Below are 19984 nucleotides of genomic sequence, written 5' to 3'. Positions count from 1 at the left end.
CGCCTGGAAAAGGATGCACAAGAATCGTTAAGCCCTCCACCCTGCACCCCGGTGAACAGGCAAGCTGGGACGACGCTGCGGGAACTTGACAGGATCACGTCGACGAGACCGCGATGTTCGGACATGCCGGGTACGGTGCTGGCGGGCAGGTGCGTCCTGACGAGAGACTCATGGGACCGGGGGAAGGGCACGCATGCGCCCCGAGCCACGATGGACAGGGCACGAAAGGACACGCATGCAGGAGCTGCGCCTCGTCGCGGTCAGCGAGGACGGTTCGTACCTCGTCCTGGCCACCGCGGGCCGAGGCACCCGGTTCACGCTGCCCGTCGACGACCGGCTTCGCGCCGCGGTCCGTGGGCACTTCTCCCGCCTCGGCCAGTACGAGATCGAAGTGGAGAGTCCCTTGCGTCCCAAGGAGATCCAAGCTCGTATCCGCGCTGGAGAGACCGCGGAGGAGATCGCCGAGACCGCCGGCATCCCCGTAGAACGGGTCCGCTGGTTCGAGGGACCGGTCCTCCAAGAGCGCGAGTACATGGCACAGCAGGCACAGCGCGTGACGATACGCCGTCAGGGCGAGTCCGCGCCCGCCCCCGCGCTCGGTGAGATCGTGGAAGAGCGGCTCGGCAAGCGGGGCATCGACCTCGAAGAGGTCGAGTGGGACTCTCGGAAGTGCGAGGACTCGACGTGGCGCGTACGCCTGTCGTTCTCCTACGACGGCCGCCCGTTCGCCGCGGAGTGGGCCTACGACCCGCGCCGCCGGCACATCTCGGCGGTCAACGAGGAGGCCGCCCGGCTGTCCTCGCTCGACCTGGACGAACCGCAGGACGACACGGTGACCCCGTTCCTGCCCCGGCGTGCGATGAAGGTCGTGACCGAGCCGGTACGCGAGGAGCCGCCCGCGCGCGCCCCGTCGCCGCCGCCGGTGCCGCGCCAGGAGCCGGTCGCGGAGGAGCCCGCGTTCGTACGCGAGGTGCCCCGGCCGGCGCCGAGGGCGCCTGAGCCGGCGCGCGAGGTGGCGCCGTCGCGGGAGTCTCTGTCGCCGCGTGAACCTGTGTCGCCGCCTGAGGCTGCGCCGTCGCGGGAAGCTGCGCCGTCGCGGGAGGCCGTGTCGCCGCGGGACGAGGAGTTCGCGCGGGAGGCGTCGCCCGTACGGGAGTCCGAGCAACCCCGCGAGCCCGAGCCGCGCGAGGAGGAGCCCCGCGAGGCCGTGTCCGCACGCGAGCCGATCGCGCCGGCCGAGGAGCCGCCGGCCCGCGAGACCGCCGCGCCCCGCGAGGCCGCACCGCCGCGCCCGCACGAGCCCGAGGAGCCGGCGGAGCAGCCGGCCGCCAAGCCGGCGCCGCCACCGGCCGCCACCCAGCGCCCGGCCCCGGCACCGCCGCGCCCGGCCAGGTCCGAACCGGCCCGCCCGGCCGCCAAGCGCGAACCGGCCGGCCGCAAGCCGGTACCCCCGAAGCAGGCCGAGCCGAAGCAGGCCCCGGCCAAGCCGGCCGCGCAGAAGCCGGTCGAACGCCCCGCGGAGACCGAGCAGCCCGCCGCCGCGGCGGCGGCCGGTGGCGGCAAGGCCGCCACTCCACCGCCGGCGCAGGAGAAGCGCCCGGCCGCCCGCAAGAAGTCCCGCGGCAAGCGCGCCTCGGTCCCGTCCTGGGACGAGATCATGTTCGGCGCCCGCCGCCCGGAGTAACCGCCGGCGGCCCCCGGCCACAACCGGGGGCCGCCCGCCCTCTGGAGAGGGCGGCGGACACCACGCCGCCCTGGCCACTCGCGACCCGCGCCGACTGACGACTCGCCCGACCCGCCCGACCCCGCGAGTGCGCCGCGGATCCCCGCCGTCCGGCCCCAGAAGGGCCACGAACGCCGACCCTGCCGATCTCCGCCCACACCATCTCGCCCAACCCCCTTACGCACACGCCATGTCGCATTACGCCGCCCGAGACGGCCAGGCGGCGAATACCGGGCTCAAGGCTCGTGTGCCACAGAGCGCCGGAGGCCGGGGTCCGGCGGCCCACCCGGCAGGGGTGGGTGGCAGGCATTCGGGTCGATGGCGCGGTCCGCGGGGGCGGGGGGTTCGGGTCGATGGCACGCGGGCTGCGATCGGTCGGACCTGCGTTCGCCACCCTCCATGAGCCGGCAGCGACGACATCGCCGCCCCATCTACGGTCTCCCGGCGCCGGCAAAGGCCGTTCTCGCAGCTCCGAGAGGCGCGGGCAGGACACGTACGCGAGATCTCAGGGGGCTGTCAGCCCGTGTCAGGCGGATGTGCGCGAAATGACAGTGGCCTCGTGGACAGTAAGTCCCGACAACAAAGGACGTTTAACGGGGAGAGCCCATGACTTACGCCATCCAGGCAGAGGGCCTGGTGAAGCGCTTCGGCGACACCGTCGCCCTGGACGGGGTCGACCTCCAGGCGCGTACGGGTAGCGTGCTCGGAGTTCTCGGGCCCAACGGGGCCGGAAAGACCACCGCGGTGCGGATTCTCGCGACCCTTCTGCGGCCCGACGAGGGCCGGGCCACCGTCGACGGCTACGACGTCGTACGCGACGCGCACCAGGTTCGGCAGCTCATCGGGCTGACCGGACAGTACGCGTCCGTGGACGAGATGCTCACCGGCACCGAGAACCTTGTGATGATCGGCCGGCTGCTCGAGATGCCCCGGCGGGAGGCCAAGGCGCGCGCCGCCGAGTTGCTGGAGCGGTTCGAGCTCTGGGACGCGCGTGACCGGGCGGCCAAGACCTACTCGGGCGGCATGCGGCGCAGGCTCGACCTCGCGGCCAGTCTCGTGGGGCGGCCCTCGATCCTGTTCCTGGACGAGCCGACCACCGGGCTGGACCCGCACGCCCGCGGCGGGCTGTGGGAGACCATCGGCGGGCTCGTCCACGACGGCGTGACCGTTCTGCTCACCACGCAGTATTTGGAAGAGGCCGACCGGTTCGCCGACGACATCGCGGTCATCGACCACGGCAAGGTCATCGCGCACGGCACGCCCGACGAGTTGAAGAGCCAGGTCGGCGGCCAGGTCCTGCAGGTGCGCCCGATCGACGAGCGCGACCGTGAGACGGTCGCCGGACTGGTCAGCATGGTCGTCGGCGACGGCATCAAGATCGACGGAGATCTGGTCACCGCGCCGGTCGCCGACCCCGGGGTGCTCCCGAAGGTCGTCCGTCACCTTGACGACGCCGGCGTCCTCGTGGCCGAGCTGACGTTGCGCAGGTCCAGCCTTGATGAGGTCTTCCTGTCCCTGACCGGCCACCGCGCCGAGGAACCCGTACTCGAAGGGAGCCCCGCATGACCACCGCGTCTCTTCCCTCGTCTCGGGCGACGTCCAGGCGCGTCAGCCCGCAGTCGACCGTGCGCCACACCATGACGCTCGCCTGGCGCACGCTCGTGCAGATCAAGCACAACCCGATGGAACTGCTCGACCTCAGCGTCCAGCCGATCATGTTCGTGCTGCTGTTCACGTACGTGTTCGGCGGCCAGATGGCGCACGGGGACCCGACGGCCTACCTGCAGTACGCGCTGCCCGGCATCATCGCGCAGAACGCCCTGTTCGCCACGCTCAACACCGGCGTCGGGCTGAACACCGACATCACCAAGGGCGTCTTCGACCGGCTGCGCGCGCTGCCGATCTCGCGGTTCTCGCCGCTGGCCGGCCGGATCCTCGCGGACACGGTGAAGCAGGCCTGGTCGATGGCGATCCTGCTGGCCATGGGCGTCATCATCGGGTTCCGCATCAAGACCGACGCCGCCGGGGTGATCGGCGCGCTGCTGCTCCTGGTCGTGATGTCCTTCGCGGTCTCCTGGGTGTCGGTGCTGATCGGCGTCCTGGTGAGCGAGCCGGACAAGGTGCAGATCTTCGGGTTCACCACGATCTTCCCGCTGAGCTTCTCCAGCAGCGCGTTCGTGGACGTGCACACGATGCCGGGCTGGCTGCAGGCGTGGGCCAAGGTCAACCCGGTGTCCTTCCTGGCCGACTCCACCCGCGGGCTGATCAACGGCGGCCCGGTCGCGGGCCCGGTGACCAAGACCCTGATCTCGGCCGTGATCCTCGCGGTCGTCTTCGCCCCCCTCGCGGTGCGCGGTCTGCGCCGCCGCGTGTGACGCGCACAACGCCCGGTCTCTCGCGAGGCCGGGCGTCGTCGTGCCCGGCGTCGAACAGGGTCAGTCCATCCCGACGTACGCCGTGGCGCTCCCGGTGTCCATCATGAGCCCCTGGGAGTACGCCTCGTCGTACCGCACGTCGCCCAGCTCCCCACGTGCCGCCCGCTCGATGCGCGGCGGGTCGCCCAGCGACCGGTCCTCCATGCCGCGTACGGCGACGGCCGCGCCGAGGAGCGTCGCCGCTCGCTCCGGCTCTTCCGCGCACAGGGCCACGTCGGCGAAGCCGATGAGGGTCTGCGCGATGGCCGGCGCGTCGTGCGCGGTCGTCGCCAGCGCGAGGGCCTCGGTGTGGCGGATGAGCGCGGTGGCCGTGTCGCCCTCCAGCGTGTGGACGAGCCCGAGCTGTGAGTGGACCATGGCGGCGAACTGCGGCGGGCCGCCCCGCTCGCCGAGATACCCGACGGCCTCTTCGAGATGCCCGCGAGCGCCCGCGAGGTCACCGTCGCGGCGGGCGAACTCACCGAGGGTGAAGCAGACGAAGGCGAGGTCCTCGGGCGCGCTGCGCCGCCGGGCCCCGCGTATGGCGTTCTCCAGCTCGACGCGCGCCCGCGCCTCGTCACCGGCCGCCGTGTAGGCGTTGGCGAGGCGGATGCGCAGGAAGCTCGAATCGTCCTCGCTGCCGAACTCGACGGAGTAGCCGAGGGCCTCCTCGATGCAGGACTTGGCCTTCTCCGGCTCGCCCTTCCAGAGCGCGATCTCGGCGATCCCGATCAGCGTCATCGACAGTCCCCAGCGCTCGCCGAGCTCCTGGAACGCCGCCAGCGCGGCGCCGAAGATCTTCTCGACGTCCTTCACCAGGCCGATGTTGATCACGGCGTGCCCGCGCAGAGTGTCGCCGGTCGCGCGCAGCCAGGGGTCGCGGGCCGAGCGCAGCATCTCCAGCTCGGTGAGCGCCTCGTCGAGCTGGCCGTCGAAGATGCGCAGGCCCATCGGCGCGATGCGGAGGACGGGGTGCAGCGCGTCGCGGTCGAGCCCGTCGATGGTCTCCAGGGCCGTCGAGAGGCGAGTGCGCAGCGCCCCCCGTTCGACCGGGTTCTCGTCGCCGCCGATGGAGCCGAGCAGCCAGTACATGCAGGCGAGCGCCCGCGCCTGGGCCGGCCCCTCGCCGGGCACGGCCACCGCCTCGGCGGCGAGCTGCTCCCCCTCGATCCGCCGGCCGCGCAGGAACCAGTACCAGCCGAGCGCGGCGACGTAACGGACCGCGAGCGCCGCGTCGCGGACGTCGATGGCCCAGCGCAGCGCCGAGTGCAGGTTGTCGTACTCGGTGGCCAGCCGGTGGATCCACCGCAGCTGCTCGCGCGTGCGCAGCATCGGCTCGGCGGTCTCGGCGAGTTCGAGGAAGTGATGGGCGTGTGCGCGCCGGATGCTCCTGGCCTCTCCGGCGCGGGAGAGGCGGTCGGCGCTGTAGGCGCGGATGGTCTCCAGCATCCGGTAGCGGCCGGCCCCGTCCACGATGACCAGTGACTTTTCCACCAGGCCGATGAGGGCGTCGAAGACGTCGCAGCCGCAGACCTCCTCGATGCTCTCGAGCGTGGCCCCGCCGGAGAAGACCGACATGCGACGCAGCAGTACGTGTTCGGGCTCGTCGAGGAGGTCCCAGCTCCAGTCGACCACCGCGCGCAGCGTCTGGTGGCGCGGCAGCGCCGTACGGCTGCCGCCGGTGAGCAGCCGGAACCGGTCGTCCAGGCGGCCGGCGATCTGCGTGGCGGTCATCGTTCGCAGGCGGGCGGCGGCCAGCTCGATCGCCAGGGGCATGCCGTCGAGGCGGCGGCAGATGGCCAGCACCGCGTCGAGGTCGGTGTCGACGGTGAAGCCGGGCCGTACGGCGGCGGCGCGCTCGGCCAGCAGGCGTACGGCCGGATAGTCGAGCACGTCCTCGACCGTGCCGGCGGCGGGAAAGCCCAGCGGCGGCACGGGACAGAGGGTCTCCCCCGTGATGCCGAGCGCCTCCCGGCTCGTGGCGAGGACGCGCACGCCCGGACAGTGGGCCAGGATGCGGTCGGCGATGCGGGCGCACGCGTCGATCAGGTGCTCGCAGTTGTCCAGCACGATCAGGAGACGCTCGCCGGCCAGCGCGGCCAGGAGACGCCCGACCGGGTCGGTGACGGCCGGCGCCGTACCCCGGATGTTGCCCATCAGCGCCCGCTCGCGCAGGCCGAGCGCGCTGAGCAGGGCCTGCGGCACCTCCGCCGGGTCGCCGAGCGGGGCCAGCTCGGCGAGCCAGACGCCGCCGGGCATGCGCTCGGCGAGCCGGTCGGCGGACTCGACGGCGAGCCGGGTCTTGCCGGCGCCGCCCGGTCCGGTGAGCGTGACGAGGCGGTTCTGGTCCAGGAGCTTGGCGACCCGGTCGATCTCCTCCTCGCGGCCGATGAAGCTCGTGAGCCGGGCGCGCAGGTTGGTGCGCGCGGCCGGCCGCGCTCTGGACGGCGCGCCGCGCAGGACGGACAGGTGCGCCTCGCGCAGCTCCGGCGACGGGTCGACGCCGAGCTCGTCGGCGAGCGTACGGCGGGCGTCCTCGTAGGTGGCGAGCGCGTCGGCCTGCCGCCCGGCGGCGCACAGGCCGCGCATGTACTGCCCGCGCAGGCGCTCGCGCAGCGGGTGCGCCGCGACGAGCGCCTGCAGCTCGGCGACGTCCGCGCGGCCGAGCGTCAGCCGCGCCTCGATGTGGTCCTCGATCACGGCCAGGCGACGTTCGGTGAGGCGGGAGACGTGACCGCGGGCGAAGTCGGCCTCGGCGACGTCGGTGAGCGCCGAGCCGCGCCACAGCCGCAGCGCCGCGGCGAACTCGTCGGCGGCCCGCGCGGGATCGTCGGCCAGCAGCGCCTGCCCGCGGGCGGCGAGGCGGTCGAACTCGGCGACGTCGACGGTGTCTCCGGACTCGGCCAGAACCAGCCGGTATCCGGCCGGATGCGACTCGATCACGAGCCCCGGCAGCGCGCGCCGGAGGCGGGAGACCAGGGATTGCAGGGCGTTCGGCGCCCCGGAGGGCGGGTCGTCGCCCCAGACCCCGTCGACGAGCCGTTCGGCGGTGACGACGCGGCCGGCGTCGAGGGTCAGCAGGATGAGCAGCGCGCGCAGGCGGGCGCCGCCGACCTCGACCGCCCGCCCGGCGTCGTCGGCCACCTCGAGAGGTCCCAGCAGCCCGATGCGCACGAGCCATCCTCCCTTGCGTGTGCCCGCCCGGGAATCGCCGCCCCGGGAAGTCTGCCGTTCCTGACGACAAACCACGATATATCTCGATGCGCCCCATGTCCCGGGTGATCGCCAGAACGTCGCGGCCGATCTTCCACCGCCGCCCCTCCGCGCCCGTACGAGCGCGGCCGGACTCATCCTGCATGAGGCACGGGCCGGCGTCACGCGGATATCCACCGGCCGCGCCGTACGGGTGCCACGGAGGACGATGGCTACTCTGAGCAGGTGGAACGTTCGCTGCTCGACAGCCCGTCGTACCACTTGATCCGCTCGCTCGGGCGTTACAGGGCCCTCGTCGCCGACGGTCTGGACCGGCACGGCCTGCACGTGGGTCAGGAGTACTACCTCGCCCAGCTCTGGCGCGAGGACGGCGTCACCTCCGCCGACCTCGCGGCCCGTACGGGCGTCTCGGCGCCCGCGGTGACCAAGGTCGTGAGCGGCCTGGAGCGGGCCGGCCTCGTCCACCGGGAGCGCGACGCCGCCGACGCGCGGCTCGTACGCGTCTGGCTGACCGACGCCGGCCGCGCGCTGCGCGAGCCGATCACCGGGATCTGGTACGAGTCCGAGCGCGCGTTCTGGGGCGGGCTGACCGAGGACGAGCGCGCCCGGGTGCGCGCGGCCATCGGCGATCTGCTCGAGTGATCGACCGGGAGTTCGCGGGTTCTCGTGTGGCGTCGGCGCCGAGGGCTTAGCGTGGACGCCGTCCGGACCGGCCATCGACGACCTCGGAGCAACCTGGACTCAGCCGTTCGGCCCTAAGGTTAGGCCGAGCGCCCGTCGCCGCGGACACCCGCTGATGCGAGGCCACCGGCCGGGCGCGGCGTACGATCGTCCCCCGGGAGCTATGGATCGATGATGACCACGTTGTGGCGGCCGGTCTGCCTTGCCGCCGTCGGATTGCTGTCGCTCAGTGGATGCGGCTTGGTCGGCCAGACCAAGATCGTACGCGGTAGCGTGCCGGATTCGATCACCGTGACGAGCCCGGCGTTCCGCGAAGGTGCGCCGATCCCCGTACGGTTCGCGTGCAAGGGCGCGGGCGGCCAGGGCAAGACGCCCCCGCTGCGCTGGTCGGTCGCCTCGACCGGCGTCGGCGCGCAGGCGCTGGTCGTCGACGATCCGGACGCGCCCAGCGGCGCGTACGTCCACTGGGTGCTCTTCAACATCGACGCGACCGCCAACGAGATCCTCGAAGGCGTCATCCCGCGCCACGCGGAGCAGGCGCTGAGCACCGCGGACAAGGTCGGGTACGCCCCGCCGTGCCCGCCGAAGGGCGAGCTCCACCGCTACCGCTTCACGGTGTACGCCCTGCGGGACAGGGTGCCGCTGGCGAACGGAGCCAAACTGAACCAGGTGCTGTCGGAGATCGCCGAGCGCACGGTCGCCCGAGGCCGTATGACGGTGCGCTTCGGGGGCCAGTGAGCATGATGTCGCCGCCGGTGACCCGCGAGGGTCCGAGTGACGAAAAGCATGAGATGACGGCCACTGACCCGAGTGGCCATTTGCGGCAAGTAGTGTGAGAGTAGATGTCCGCGAACCGTGTGACAAGGGTCATAGCGGTCGGCAACAATCGGTCTAGGTCCCTGGGGGCCCGGATGCCGGTGATTAGGGAAACGGTCTCCGCGTCGGCGTCGACCGATAGACCATGGCGTTGGGTGGTGCTATGTGGGGTCTGATCGTTGTCCTCGGACTCGTCGCGGTGGTCGTCCTCGTCGGGGTGCTCGTCGCTCTCGGCATGAGGGCGAGCCGCGCCGGAGGCGATGACGACTGGATGGCCGAGGACGAGCAGCCCCGTGGCCGCCGTGGAGGACGCTCCCGCGGCCGCCGTGGTGAGCCCGAGGAGTACGAATACGAGGAGGAGCCGTACGGCGACATGCGTGTCGCGGGCGCTCCCATCGGTGCTCCACCTCAGCCTCAGCAGTTGCCGGCCGCTCCGATGGCGGGCCCGATGGCAGGACCGATCGCCGGGCCACCGCCCGGGGGTCACGCGTCGCTGCCCGCGGCCCCTGCCGGTCCGGGCATCGGCCCGGGACCGGGTCCCGCGCCCGCGCCGTCCGGCCGGTCCAACGAAGAGATGGACGACGACGAGTACTGGTCGACCATCACCTTCGACAAGCCCCGGTTCCCCGGGCGGCAGAACCCCGAACAGCAGGGCGACCAGCCGCGCGGGAACGACCCTCTCGCCCCGTCGGGCCCGCCGCAGAGCCAGGCGGCGCCGACCGCCGAGTCGCTGCCGGTCGGCCCGATCGACACCCCGGCTCCGCCCACGGCACCGCAGCCCGCGATCCCGGCGAGCCCACTCGACGCCCCGATGGGACGTTCGGGCGAAACCGACCCGGGCGCCGGCTCGTTCGGCTCTCCGGAGCAGAGTGGCGGTTTCGGGTCGTACGGGTCCGAGCCGCCGCGGCAGCAACCGCAGCCGCAGAACAACGGCTACGGCGACGACCCGCTGAACACCGGTGAGCGCCCGACGTACGGGTCTCACCGCTCCCAGCCGCCGGCGCCTCCCGCGCAGTCGACGGCACCGCCCACGACGATCCAGCCCGCGGCGTCGATGAACCCGCCGAGCACCCCGTCACCGGCTCCTGGCGCAGGCGACGAGCCTCGTGTCCCCAGCGTCGACGAGCTGCTGGCCAAGATCCAGTCGGACCGCAAGCGCGCCGCCGCGGCGGAGAGCGACCCTGCCCCGTCGGCCGGCTACGACCCGCTCAACGATCCGTTGAACGACCCGCTGAACACCGGCGAGCGTCCGTCCTACGGTTCCGGCTCCTCGTCGGGCTCGTCGTCCTACGGGTCGTACGGCTCCTCGACGCCGTCGGCGGGCAGCCCCCCGTCGGCCGGCAGCGGGTGGTCGTCCGACTCCTACAACTCCGACCCGCTCTCGGGCGGCTACCCCTCCTCCGGGAGTGGCAGCGGGAGCGGGAGCGGCGGCGGGTACGGCTCGTCGTCCTACGACAGCGGGTACGGCTCGTCGTCGTCCCCGGGCTACTCCGGTGGGGACCCCGCGCCGTACGGCGCGCCCTCCCACCAGGACGACCCGCTGGGCACCGGCTACTCCGGATCCTCCTCCGGCGGCGGGTACGGCTCGTCGTCCTACGACAGCGGCTCGTACGGCAGCGGCTCTCCGTCCTCCTACGGCAGTGGCGGCGGCGAGCCGGGCTACTACAACACGCCGGGCGGCTACGACACGGGCGGCCAGCCGGGTCAGGGCCAGACCCCGGACGACAACTCCACGCAGGCGTACCCCTCCAGCCCGTACGGCAACACGTACGGCACGGACAACGACCGCGACAAGGACAAGCGGCCGGACGACTGGAACACCTACAACGACTACCGCCGCTGACTGAGCGCTTCACCGGAGCCCCGCCCGCCGACCCGGCGAGCGGGGCTCCGCCGTTTCCACGAGAGCCCGCCGAGGACGGCGGAGGGAGGTGTCGTGGATGAGGCGGCTTGTAGGCCGGGTTCGGCGTCCCCGATGCGCTTCTCCGCGCGGCTGGACCTCAGAGATCCAGCAGCTCCAAGACGAGGAGGACCACACCGACCAACTCGGCGAGGGCGCCGGCCAGGGCGGGGTTGAGGAGAGCAAGCAGACACAGACAGCCGATGATCAGCACGAGCAGGATTCGGCCACGGCGGTTGACGTACACGCCGGTTACCCCCGAATGGGTGTACGGGCACCTGGTGTGCCCCAGCACCTCTTCCCTGGTTGAGATCCGCCTTGGACAGCACCCGACAGAACCCCAGGTCAGCGCTCGATCGTGCATCCGTGGACGGCGTCCGCGCCGCCAAAGACCCCGGCTCCGACGATCATTGGTAGCGGCACTGCCGCCGGACAGTCGGTCGACGGCGCGGGCAGGAATGAGACAGAACGGGGAAGCCGAATGGCCGCCCCGATGCAGCTCAGAGGGGTGTGGTGGACGAGTCGGCGTGTAGGCCGGGTTCTGTCTCTCCGCTCGCGCGGAGTGGCGGCCATCCATCTAGGGCTGCCGTTGCCGACAGCCTCCAGCGGTCTACCCGCAGGCCTCGGACCGGCTGCCCTCGATCGCCTGCGCGGGTCCGCTCTCGCGGGCCCTTCTTGACCTTGCTCCGGGTGGGGTTTACCTAGCCGCCCCAGTCACCTGGGGCGCTGGTGGTCTCTTACACCACCGTTTCACCCTTACCCCCGCGAAGAACGCGAAGGCGGTCTGTTTTCTGTGGCACTGTCCCGCGGATCACTCCGGGTCGGCGTTACCGACCACCCTGCCTTGTGGAGCCCGGACCTTCCTCGTCGGAGACATCCCGACGCGACCGCCCGGCCGACTCGTCCACCAAACACGGATTTTACCGTGCGGCACGGTCGCTACGCGAGGTGGTGCGTGTCGTTGAAGAGCTTGAGGACGGCCGGGCCGTCGGCGTACCAGTCGATCTCGGAGATGGAGGACACCTCGAGGTACATGCGGTACAGCGCGGACGGCGGTGCCTCCAGCGCGGAGCGTACGAGCATCTTGATCGGGGTCACGTGCGACACGACCAGGATCGTCTGCTGCCGGAAGCGTACGAGGAGCTTGTCGCGGGCGGTCTGCACGCGGCGGGCGGTGGCGGTGAAGCTCTCCCCGTGCGGCGGGGCCACCGACGGGTCGGCGAGCCAGGCGTCGAGTTCGGCCGGCCAGCGTTCGCGTACCTCGGCGAAGGAGTAGCCCTCCCAGTCGCCGAAGTCGGTCTCGCGGAGGCCGTCCTCGGTACGGACGGCCAGGCCGAGGACGTCGGCGACCTCCTGGGCGGTCTGGCGGGTACGGCCGAGCGGTGAGGACACGATCGCGTCGAAGGAGCGGCCCGCCAGGGCCTTGGCCGCGGCCCGCGCCTGCATCACGCCGGTCTCGGTCAGCGGGATCTCGCCGACGCCGGCGAAGCGCTTGTCCGCGGACAGCGGCGTCTCGCCGTGCCGCAGCAACACCGTGGTCGTGGGCACGCCGGACGGCGCGGCCCACCCCGTCGAGGACGAGGACGGGGCCGGGGCAGGATGGGGCTCCTCGTCGTCCGCGGCCAAGGAGGCGGAGGAGTCCGAGGCGGACCAGGTACGGCCCTTGGCCGCGGCGTCCATCGCCTCGTTCGCGAGCCGGTCCGCGTGCTTGTTGCGCTCGCGCGGGATCCAGGTGAACCGGATCGAGGAGAAGCCGGAGGCGAGGTCGCGCGCCTCCAGGGCCAGCGGCTTCATGTCCGGATGCTTGATGCGCCACCGGCCCGACATCTGCTCCACGACGAGCTTGGAGTCCATCCGGGCCTCGACGTCGGCGTCCGGGGCGATCTCGGCCGCCTTGGTCAGGCCGGCGATCAGGCCGCGGTATTCGGCGACGTTGTTGGTGACCGTGCCGAGCGACTCGGCGGCCTCGGCCAGCACCTCGCCGGAGACGGCGTCGCGTACGACCGCGCCGTAGCCGGCCGGGCCGGGGTTGCCCCGCGACCCGCCGTCCGCCTCGATGACCAGCCTCACAGGCCGGACTCCTTGGTGCGTACGAGGATCCGGCGGCACTCCTCGCAGCGGATGACGTCGTCCTTGTCCGCGGTGCGGATGGCGTTCAGCTCGACGGTGTTGAGCTGCAGGTGGCAGCCCTGGCACTGGCCGCGCAGCAGGGCCGCGGCGGCGACGCCGCGATTTTGGTCGCGCAGCTTGTCGTAGAGCTTCATGAGGTCGTCGGGGATGTCGGCGACGATCCCCGACCGCGCCGACTTGTGCAGCTCGGCCTGGCCGTCGAGCTCGGTGTAGGCGGTGTCGCGGCGTTCGCTCAGCTCGGCCAGGGTCTTCTCGCTGGTCTCCCGGTCGGAATCGACGTCGCGCAGCCGCGTCTCCGCCTCCTCACGGCGCTCCATGACCTCAAGGACGATCTCCTCGAGATCGGACTGGCGGCGCTGGAGCGAGGCGATCTCGGACTGGAGGTTCTCCAGGTCGCGCGCCGAGGAGACCTGGCCGGAGTCGAGCCGCTTCTGGTCGCGGTCCGCGCGGGCGCGGACCTGGTCGACGTCCTGTTCGGCCTTCTTCTGCTCCCGGTCGATGTCGCTGATCTCGGTCTGGGCGGCGACGAGCGCGTCGCTGAACTCGCTTAGGCGTCCTTCGGCATGCTGGATCTCCGCGAGCTCGGGCAACGTACGCTTGCGGTGGTCGAGGCGGTCGAGAGCGGTGTCGAGCTCCTGCAGGTCGAGGAGGCGCAACTGGGCTTCAGGTGCTGCTTTCACGTACTTCCTTCAAGGAGCGAAAGGTCCACGCGTCGGTCACGGCGCTGGAGATCCGGGTCTCTACGTTAGTCTCCCCCAACAGCGACGCCGCGTCGCGAAGCCACGGCCATTCTGTGGCCCAGTGCGCGGCGTCGACGAGGGCGGTGGCGCCCGCCTCACGAAACTCCGAGGCGGGATGGTGGCGAAGGTCGGCGGTGAGGTAGACGTCGGCGCCCGCGGCCCGCGCGGCGGCGAGCAGCGAGTCGCCCGCTCCTCCGCAGACCGCGACCGTACGGACGAGGGCGTCGGGGTCGCCCGCCACCCGCAGGCCGGACGCCGTGGCCGGCAGGCCCTCGGCGGCGTCCGCCGCGAACTCCCGCAGGGTCGCCGGCGCGGGCAGCTCCCCCACCCGTCCCAGGCCCCGCCGGGGGTCCTCGGCCGAGGGGCTGAGCGGGCGCAGCGGCCCGGACAGTCCCACGGCGCGCGCGAGCGCGTCGGAGACGCCCGGGTCGGCCACGTCGGCGTTGGTGTGGGCGGTGAACAGCGCCACCCCGCCGGTGATCAGCCGGTGCACGAGGCGGCCCTTGTGCGTGGTGGCGGGCACGCCGTGCACGGGGCGCAGGAGCAGGGGATGATGGGTGACGATCAGATCGGCGTCCCAGGCCAGCGCCTCGTCCACGACCTCGGCGACGGGGTCGACCGCGAACAGCACCCGGCGTACCTCGGCCTCCGGATCGCCGCAGACCAGGCCCACGGCGTCCCATGACTCCGCCCAGGCCGGATCGTAACGGTCTTCGAAGATCCCGACGAGGTCGGCCAGTATGAGGGACACGCACCGCAGGTTACCGTTCGAGATCACCGCGAGGGCACATACCATTCGGGCGGGTCTCCGTAAGGAATCCTGAGAGTCGACCGAACGTTGGAGGATGCGTGAGATCACCGTTTCGGCGGCGCCGCAAGCGCCCGCGCCGTAGCCGCGCCGCCACGCCTCCGACGCCGGAAGTGGTGGACTGGCCCAAGAACGGCACGGGCGGCGGCGGGCTGATGTCGGCCATCCGCGGCGACTCCGACTCGGGCGCGGGCTTCGGCCCGGGCATGTTCGCCGACCTGCAGGCCGCGTTCGGCGGTGCCGGAAAGCAGATCCAGCTCGAGGAGCAGGAGGCGCAGAAAGAACGCCGCCACGAGCTCCACACCGAGGCCGCGCCCGGCCGCGACGACCTGGAGTCGGGCACCATCCGGATCACGAAGCGCCGCGAGCCGGACGAGCCCGGCGACGACGAGGACTGAGCCCTCTCCTCCGGCGACACATTCATGAGACCCTTTTCGAACACATGTTCGTATCCGGCGTAGTCTGAGGCGTGTGAACGCGTACGTTCCGCCCGGCTGGCCCACCGGGGTGCACCCGCCGGGCACCGAGAGGTTCGAGGACACCGCGGTGACGTGGCTGTTCGAGTTCGTGCCACCCGAATACCGCCGCTACGGCGTGCTGCGCCGCTATCCGGCGGCGCTCTCCCGGATGGCGCGCCAGCACGTCGCCGCCGCGATCGAGGCGGCCCGGCTGGGCTTCCGCACCGCCCGTACGGACCTGTCCGGCACGGTCCCGCCGCACGGCGTGGAGGCGGTGCTCGACATCTACCGCCGCGAGGGCACCCGGCTGGTGGCGATCGCCGAGAGCATCGAGCTGATCGACAGCGCCCTCCACGGCACCACGTTCACCCCGAAACTCTCCGCCCCCGGCGACTGAGGCCGCGGACCCGGCGGCTCACGGCCGGAGCGCCGGGGCACAGGTCTCTATCGAGGTCTTTCCTCTCCGGTCGAAGCCGTGCTATATCTATCGAAAGTCGATAGATTTTCATCGTTAGTCGATCGAAGGAGAGACGATGGGAGCGCTGACAGTGCGCGCGCTGCGCGTCGTGCTCGTAGGGGTGCTCGCCAGCACGGTGTTCGCACAGGTGGCGATGGTGTGGGCGCTGGTCGGCGGGAACGACCCGGAGGACGGGTCGTTCCCGCTGACCCCGGTTCGCGTGATCGTGATCCTGGGCATCGCGACGGGCCAGGTCATCGTGGTCTGCGTATGGCGGCTGGTGACGATGGTGCGACGCGGAACGGTCTTCTCCCACGCCGCCTTCCGGTACGTCGACCTCGTGATCGGCGCGATCACGGCGGCCGCCCTCCTGTGGTTCGTGCTCACGGCCGTCCTGGCGCCGGAGCATTCGGATAACCCGGGCATCACCGTCATCATGGCCGGGATCGGCATGGCCGTCCTGGGCGGCGCGCTCATCGTGCTCGTCCTGCGGATGCTGCTCACCCAGGCGGTCGCGCGCGACGTCGAGGCGACGCAGATGCAGGCCGAGCTGGACGAGGTCATCTGATGCCCATCACCGTCGACATCGACGTGATGCTGGCCAAGCGGAAGCTGTCCGTGGGCGAACTCGCGGACCGCGTCGGGATCACCCCCGCCAACCTGGCGGTGCTCAAGAACGGCCGCGCCAAGGCGGTGCGCTTCGCGACGCTCGCCGCGCTCTGCGAGGCGCTCGACTGCCAGCCGGGAGACCTGCTGCGCTTCGAGGCCGAGGACACCACGAACGGAGGACACCGGCCGCCGGCAGAGGCCGAAGACCGACCCTCGCCGATCGGCTAGTGGCGCTACTAGAGGCCGGCGGTTCCTTCGAAGTCGCGGAAGCGGTGGGCGGCGGCGCCACGGTTGGGGACGCCGAGTTTGTGCAGGATCCGTGAGACGTGCACGCCGACCGTGCGCTCGCTGATGAACAGGGACTCGGCGATCTGCCGGTTCGTCCGGCCGTCGCTCAGCAGGGCGAGGATCTCCCCCTCGCGCGCCGTGAGGCCCGGCACGGACGTCTCCGCGGCGGCCACGGGCTCCAGGCGCGCCCGCCGTACCAGGTCCTCGACCTTCACGCGCAGGTTGTCCGCGCCGAGACGGGTGAGCGCCTCGTGGGCCTCGCGCAGCAGGGCGGCGGCCTCGTCGCGTGAGCCCTTCGCCGCGAGGAGGGCCTCGGCCCCCCGGAACCGGCAGTACGCCGCGTGGTACGGCTCGGAGAGCGCCTCCCAGCCGGCCAGCGCGGCCCGCCACGCGCCCGGGTCCGGGCCGGTGAGACGCGATGCCTCGGCCTCGGCGTGCCGGCCGTACGCCTCGGGTTCGGGCGTTCCCGTCATGCCGCCGAGGAACTCCCGGCACTCCTTCAGCAGCGCCTCCGAGTCGCCGCCCAGCGCCGCCTCGGCGCACAGGCCGATCGAGCAGAGCTGCGGGCCGACCCGGGTGTACTCCGAGTCCCGGATCACCTCGAGGCCGGCCCGTACGTGCTCGCGGCACTCCTCGTAGTCGCCCACGGAGACCGCCAGCCAGGCCGCGCAGACGTGGTACGAGCTGACGATCTCCTTGCCGTCGGAGCGCGCGACCGCCCCGGCGACGGCGGCCAGGTGGTGCCGGACGCCCTCCAGGCGGCCCCGGCGCAGCTCCAGCTCGGCCATCGCCAGGGTGACGCCCCAGCGCTGGCCGGGCGGCGCGTCGATGTCGTTGACCTCGTCGACGAGCCGGTCCGCGTCCGGCCACCGGCCGAGCCGTACGAGCGCCGCCAGCGTGTTGCCGGCGGCGCACATGCACGTCGTACGGCCGTAGCCCAGGCTGCGGCAGACGTTCACGCCCTCCATGCCGACCTCGGCGGCCTCCGCCCAGCGGCCCGCCCACAGCAGCGCGTCGGAGAAGTTCACGTACGTACGGCCGAGCTCCCACGTGTCGTCGCGCGCCTTGGCGATGCGCAGCGCGTCGGCGAGCTCGGCCAGGCCGTCGTCGGACCGGCCCAGCATGGTGAGGCCGACGCCGAGGGTGTTGCGGGCGTGACCCTCCAGGTCGCGCGCGCCCACGGCGACCGCGACGGCGATGGCCTCGCGGCAGCAGACGACCGCGTCGGTGTAGCGGCTCTGCAGCATGAAGGCGTGGCCCTGCAGGGCGCGTACCTGGGCGCGCTCGCGCGTGGACGCCTCGGCGGGCAGCAGCGCGACCGCCTCGTCGTAGGAGCGGCACGCCGCCGCCACGTCGCCGGCCACCCAGTGGACCCGGCCCATGAGGATGCGCAGGCCCGCCGCGCGCAGCGGCCGTTCCCTGGGGTTCACCTCGGCGATCGCGGCCTCGGTGAGCGCGACGGCGCGGTCGGTCTCCCCTTCGACCATCGCGGCCTCGGCCGCGCGCGAGAGGAGTTCGGCGTGGGAGAGGCCGCAGCGCGCCTCCGCGTCCGGCACGTCCGGCCACAGCCGCAGCGCCCGCTCGTAGTGGGCGAGCGCGATGGCCCAGGCGTTCGTCGCCTGGGCGGCGGCCGCGGCCTGCACGAAGCCGCCGAGCGCTCGCGGCCGGTTCCCCGCGGCATACCAGTGGCGGGCCGACTCGGCGGGTACGTCCTTGCCCTCCAGCGCCTCCGCGACCGCCGAGTGGAGGCGGTTGCGCTGGCCAGGGAGCAGGTCGGCGTGGAGCACCTCGCGCAGCAGCGCGTGCCGGGTGTCGTACCCGTCGCCGGAGACGACGAGCAGCCGGTGGGCGACCGCCTCGCGCAGCGCGAACTCCAGCTCGCCCGGCGGCAGGCCGGTGACGGTGGCGATCAGTTCCTCGTCGCCACCGCGGCCGATGGTGGCCACGGCGCGCAGTACGGCCCGCGTCCCCGGGCCGAGCCGTTCGACGCGGGTCAGCAGGACGTCGCGCAGGCTGGCGGTGAGCTCGGTGCTCGTCGGCCCGGCGGCCAGCAGCTCCTCGACGAAGAACGGGTTACCCTCCGAGCGGTCGAACAGCGACCGCGTCTGCCACGTCGCCGGCTCCGTACCCAGGATGCCGGTGATCTGGGCGGTCACCTCGTGGCCCGACAGGCCGGTGAGCTCGACGCGCTCGGCCCGGCCCGAGCGTTCCAGCTCCAGCGCGGTGGTGTGCAGCGGGTGGTCCCGCGGCACCTCGTCGCTACGGTACGTCCCGATGATCACGAGGCCGGCGCGTCGCAGGTTGCTCCCGAGCATCGCCAGCAGGTCGGCGGAGGCCGGGTCGATCCAGTGGAGGTCCTCGAGGATCAGTACGGCGGGGTACAGCGCGGCCATACGCCGGAACAGGCCCAGGGCCAGCTCGTACAGCCGTCCCCGCTCGGTGCCGTCGCGGGGGTCCGGCGGGCGCCCGCACAGCTCGGGCAGCAGGGCGCCGAGCTCGCGCGGCGACTCGCCGAGGACGCGGGCGAGCTCGTCGCCGTCGAGTTCGTCGGCCAGCGGCCGCAGCGCGGCGACGAACGGGGCGTACGGCGCGGCACCCTCGGCGAGGTCGAGGCAGGCGCCGGAGAAGACGATCGCGTCGCGCTCCCTGGCCCGGCGGGCGAACGTCTCGACCAGGCGCGACTTGCCGATGCCTGCGTCGCCGGAGACGAAGAGCAGCACGGAGGAGCCGTTCTGCGCCTGAGCCAGGGCGGCGTCGAGCCGGGCCAGCTCCGCAGTCCGGCCGATGAGCGTAGGGCATGACACCCGGCGGGCCACATCACGGAGTATGGATCACATATGCCGTATCGGACCAACAAAGCCCGTAAATAAGTAAATATGCGGATGCAGAACCTCAGACCTTGTAGTGATCATGTCTCCCAGAACCGACCGACTACCCGGAGGACGCGATGGTGGGTCCGGTACAGGTCCATCCGCAGAACGGAGTGGCCTTCACAGACGTGTGCGAGGCGCAGTTGCGCCCGCTGTACGTCGCCTCGGTCGGCGCCCTCGACCCGGGTCCCGGGACGCGGCTCCTGCACGTGGGCTGCGGCACCGGTACGGCCCTGGAACTCGCCGCCCAGCAGGGCGCCGAGGTCGCCGGGCTGGACGCCTCGGTGGAGCTGTTGAAGATCGCCCGGGACCGGCTGCCCGACGCCGACCTGCGCGTGGCCGACGCCGCCGAGCTGCCCTATGACCGCGGCTGCTTCGACCAGGTGATGGCCTTCGACGCGATCCAGTACACCGAGCCCCCGGCGGTGGCCGTGGCCGAGCTGGCCCGCGTCACGCGGCCCGGCGGCTCCGTGGTGATCGGCCTGTGGCACAACTGGTCCGGCCGCGAGGCGAGCGCCTTCCTCAACGCCGTACGCGGGCTGGTGCCCGCCGACGACTCGCAGTCGCAGCCGGTCCGCGACCTGTACCGCCTGCGCGAGGTGATGGTCGAGGGCGGACTCGACGTGTACGCCTTCGCCGAGGTCACCCGCCGGTACGACTTCAGCTCGCTCGACGACGCCTGGCGGTCGATGACGTCCTCGCCCAACGTGGCCCGGGCGATCGACGTCGTCGGCATGGACGCGGCGCACGAGGTCTTCATGACCAACTTCGGCAACCAGCGGCGTCCCGACGGGTCGATCCAGCAGGACAACCTCTTCCAGTACGCGGTCGGCCGCGCGACGACCTGAACGGACGCCACCGGCCTGACCCGATGGCG

17 protein-coding genes and 1 other RNA gene are annotated in these 19984 nt (G+C 72.3%); 11 read left to right on the top strand and 7 right to left on the bottom strand.

Annotated elements, in window-relative coordinates:
• The first annotated feature begins 235 nt into the window (after nucleotides 1-235).
• From sepH to QWU11_RS20640, 3 genes are all read left to right on the top strand, one after another.
• Complete coding sequence (gene sepH, locus QWU11_RS20650) at nucleotides 236-1684, top strand: septation protein SepH (protein ID WP_290115680.1); 1449 nt, start codon at nucleotides 236-238, stop codon at nucleotides 1682-1684.
• Nucleotides 1685-2329: 645 nt separating this feature from the next.
• The gene (locus QWU11_RS20645; protein WP_290115678.1) at nucleotides 2330-3289 is read left to right on the top strand and encodes an ATP-binding cassette domain-containing protein; all 960 of its coding nucleotides are present in this window, start codon (nucleotides 2330-2332) and stop codon (nucleotides 3287-3289) included.
• Nucleotides 3286-4098, top strand: a complete 813-nt coding sequence (locus tag QWU11_RS20640; RefSeq protein ID WP_290115673.1) for an ABC transporter permease — start codon at nucleotides 3286-3288, stop codon at nucleotides 4096-4098. The genes QWU11_RS20645 and QWU11_RS20640 overlap by 4 nt, the downstream gene beginning before the upstream one ends.
• Before the next feature lie 60 nt (nucleotides 4099-4158).
• Here the strand turns inward: QWU11_RS20640 and QWU11_RS20635 are convergent, their stop codons facing one another.
• The gene (locus tag QWU11_RS20635) at nucleotides 4159-7311 is read right to left on the bottom strand and encodes a BTAD domain-containing putative transcriptional regulator (protein ID WP_290115672.1); all 3153 of its coding nucleotides are present in this window, start codon (nucleotides 7309-7311) and stop codon (nucleotides 4159-4161) included.
• Nucleotides 7312-7575: 264 nt separating this feature from the next.
• Between QWU11_RS20635 and QWU11_RS20630 the strand changes: the two genes are divergently transcribed.
• The 3 genes from QWU11_RS20630 to QWU11_RS20620 all read left to right on the top strand — a co-directional run bounded on the left by QWU11_RS20630 (nucleotide 7576) and on the right by QWU11_RS20620 (nucleotide 10690).
• Nucleotides 7576-7992 carry a MarR family transcriptional regulator gene (locus QWU11_RS20630; protein WP_290115671.1) on the top strand — a complete coding sequence of 139 codons (417 nt, stop codon included), beginning with the start codon at nucleotides 7576-7578 and terminating at the stop codon, nucleotides 7990-7992.
• Nucleotides 7993-8304: 312 nt separating this feature from the next.
• Nucleotides 8305-8769, top strand: coding sequence for a YbhB/YbcL family Raf kinase inhibitor-like protein (locus tag QWU11_RS20625; RefSeq protein WP_290115670.1), 465 nt, complete (start codon nucleotides 8305-8307; stop codon nucleotides 8767-8769).
• 241 nt (nucleotides 8770-9010) lie between these two features.
• On the top strand, nucleotides 9011-10690 hold the full coding sequence (locus QWU11_RS20620) for a hypothetical protein (protein WP_290115667.1): 1680 nt from the start codon (nucleotides 9011-9013) through the stop codon (nucleotides 10688-10690).
• Nucleotides 10691-10847: 157 nt separating this feature from the next.
• Here QWU11_RS20620 and QWU11_RS20615 read toward each other — a convergent pair whose 3' ends face one another.
• From QWU11_RS20615 to QWU11_RS20595, 5 genes are all read right to left on the bottom strand, one after another.
• Nucleotides 10848-10994: a hypothetical protein gene (locus tag QWU11_RS20615; protein WP_290115665.1), complete on the bottom strand. Its 147-nt coding sequence runs from the start codon at nucleotides 10992-10994 to the stop codon at nucleotides 10848-10850.
• A 267-nt stretch (nucleotides 10995-11261) separates the two neighbouring features.
• Nucleotides 11262-11650: RNase P RNA component class A (rnpB, locus tag QWU11_RS20610), an RNA gene on the bottom strand.
• Nucleotides 11651-11686: 36 nt separating this feature from the next.
• Nucleotides 11687-12817 (bottom strand): bifunctional RNase H/acid phosphatase, encoded by a 1131-nt coding sequence (locus QWU11_RS20605; protein ID WP_290115663.1) that lies wholly within the window; start codon nucleotides 12815-12817, stop codon nucleotides 11687-11689.
• Complete coding sequence (locus tag QWU11_RS20600) at nucleotides 12814-13557, bottom strand: C4-type zinc ribbon domain-containing protein (RefSeq protein WP_290115661.1); 744 nt, start codon at nucleotides 13555-13557, stop codon at nucleotides 12814-12816. Before QWU11_RS20600 ends, QWU11_RS20605 begins: the two co-directional genes overlap by 4 nt.
• Nucleotides 13541-14413, bottom strand: coding sequence for a Nif3-like dinuclear metal center hexameric protein (locus QWU11_RS20595; protein ID WP_290115660.1), 873 nt, complete (start codon nucleotides 14411-14413; stop codon nucleotides 13541-13543). The genes QWU11_RS20600 and QWU11_RS20595 overlap by 17 nt, the downstream gene beginning before the upstream one ends.
• Nucleotides 14414-14466: 53 nt before the next feature.
• Between QWU11_RS20595 and QWU11_RS20590 the strand changes: the two genes are divergently transcribed.
• From QWU11_RS20590 to QWU11_RS20575, 4 genes are all read left to right on the top strand, one after another.
• Nucleotides 14467-14823: a DUF6191 domain-containing protein gene (locus QWU11_RS20590; RefSeq protein ID WP_290115659.1), complete on the top strand. Its 357-nt coding sequence runs from the start codon at nucleotides 14467-14469 to the stop codon at nucleotides 14821-14823.
• Between the two features lie 73 nt (nucleotides 14824-14896).
• Nucleotides 14897-15280 carry a hypothetical protein gene (locus QWU11_RS20585; protein ID WP_290115658.1) on the top strand — a complete coding sequence of 128 codons (384 nt, stop codon included), beginning with the start codon at nucleotides 14897-14899 and terminating at the stop codon, nucleotides 15278-15280.
• A 136-nt stretch (nucleotides 15281-15416) separates the two neighbouring features.
• Nucleotides 15417-15908 (top strand): DUF2975 domain-containing protein, encoded by a 492-nt coding sequence (locus QWU11_RS20580; RefSeq protein ID WP_290115657.1) that lies wholly within the window; start codon nucleotides 15417-15419, stop codon nucleotides 15906-15908.
• Nucleotides 15908-16177 (top strand): helix-turn-helix transcriptional regulator, encoded by a 270-nt coding sequence (locus QWU11_RS20575; protein WP_290115656.1) that lies wholly within the window; start codon nucleotides 15908-15910, stop codon nucleotides 16175-16177. Before QWU11_RS20580 ends, QWU11_RS20575 begins: the two co-directional genes overlap by 1 nt.
• Before the next feature lie 8 nt (nucleotides 16178-16185).
• Here QWU11_RS20575 and QWU11_RS20570 read toward each other — a convergent pair whose 3' ends face one another.
• Entirely contained in the window at nucleotides 16186-19041 is a 2856-nt protein-coding gene (locus tag QWU11_RS20570; RefSeq protein ID WP_290115655.1) for an AAA family ATPase, read from the bottom strand.
• A gap of 143 nt (nucleotides 19042-19184) precedes the next feature.
• Between QWU11_RS20570 and QWU11_RS20565 the strand changes: the two genes are divergently transcribed.
• Nucleotides 19185-19955, top strand: coding sequence for a methyltransferase domain-containing protein (locus tag QWU11_RS20565; protein ID WP_290115654.1), 771 nt, complete (start codon nucleotides 19185-19187; stop codon nucleotides 19953-19955).
• Nucleotides 19956-19984: the final 29 nt, after the last annotated feature.

It is taken from the genome of Actinomadura sp. DC4 (assembly GCF_030406325.1).
Lineage (GTDB): Bacteria > Actinomycetota > Actinomycetes > Streptosporangiales > Streptosporangiaceae > Actinoallomurus.
Note: the sequence above shows the minus strand (reverse complement) of the source record. Positions and strands in the feature narration are given on the sequence as shown.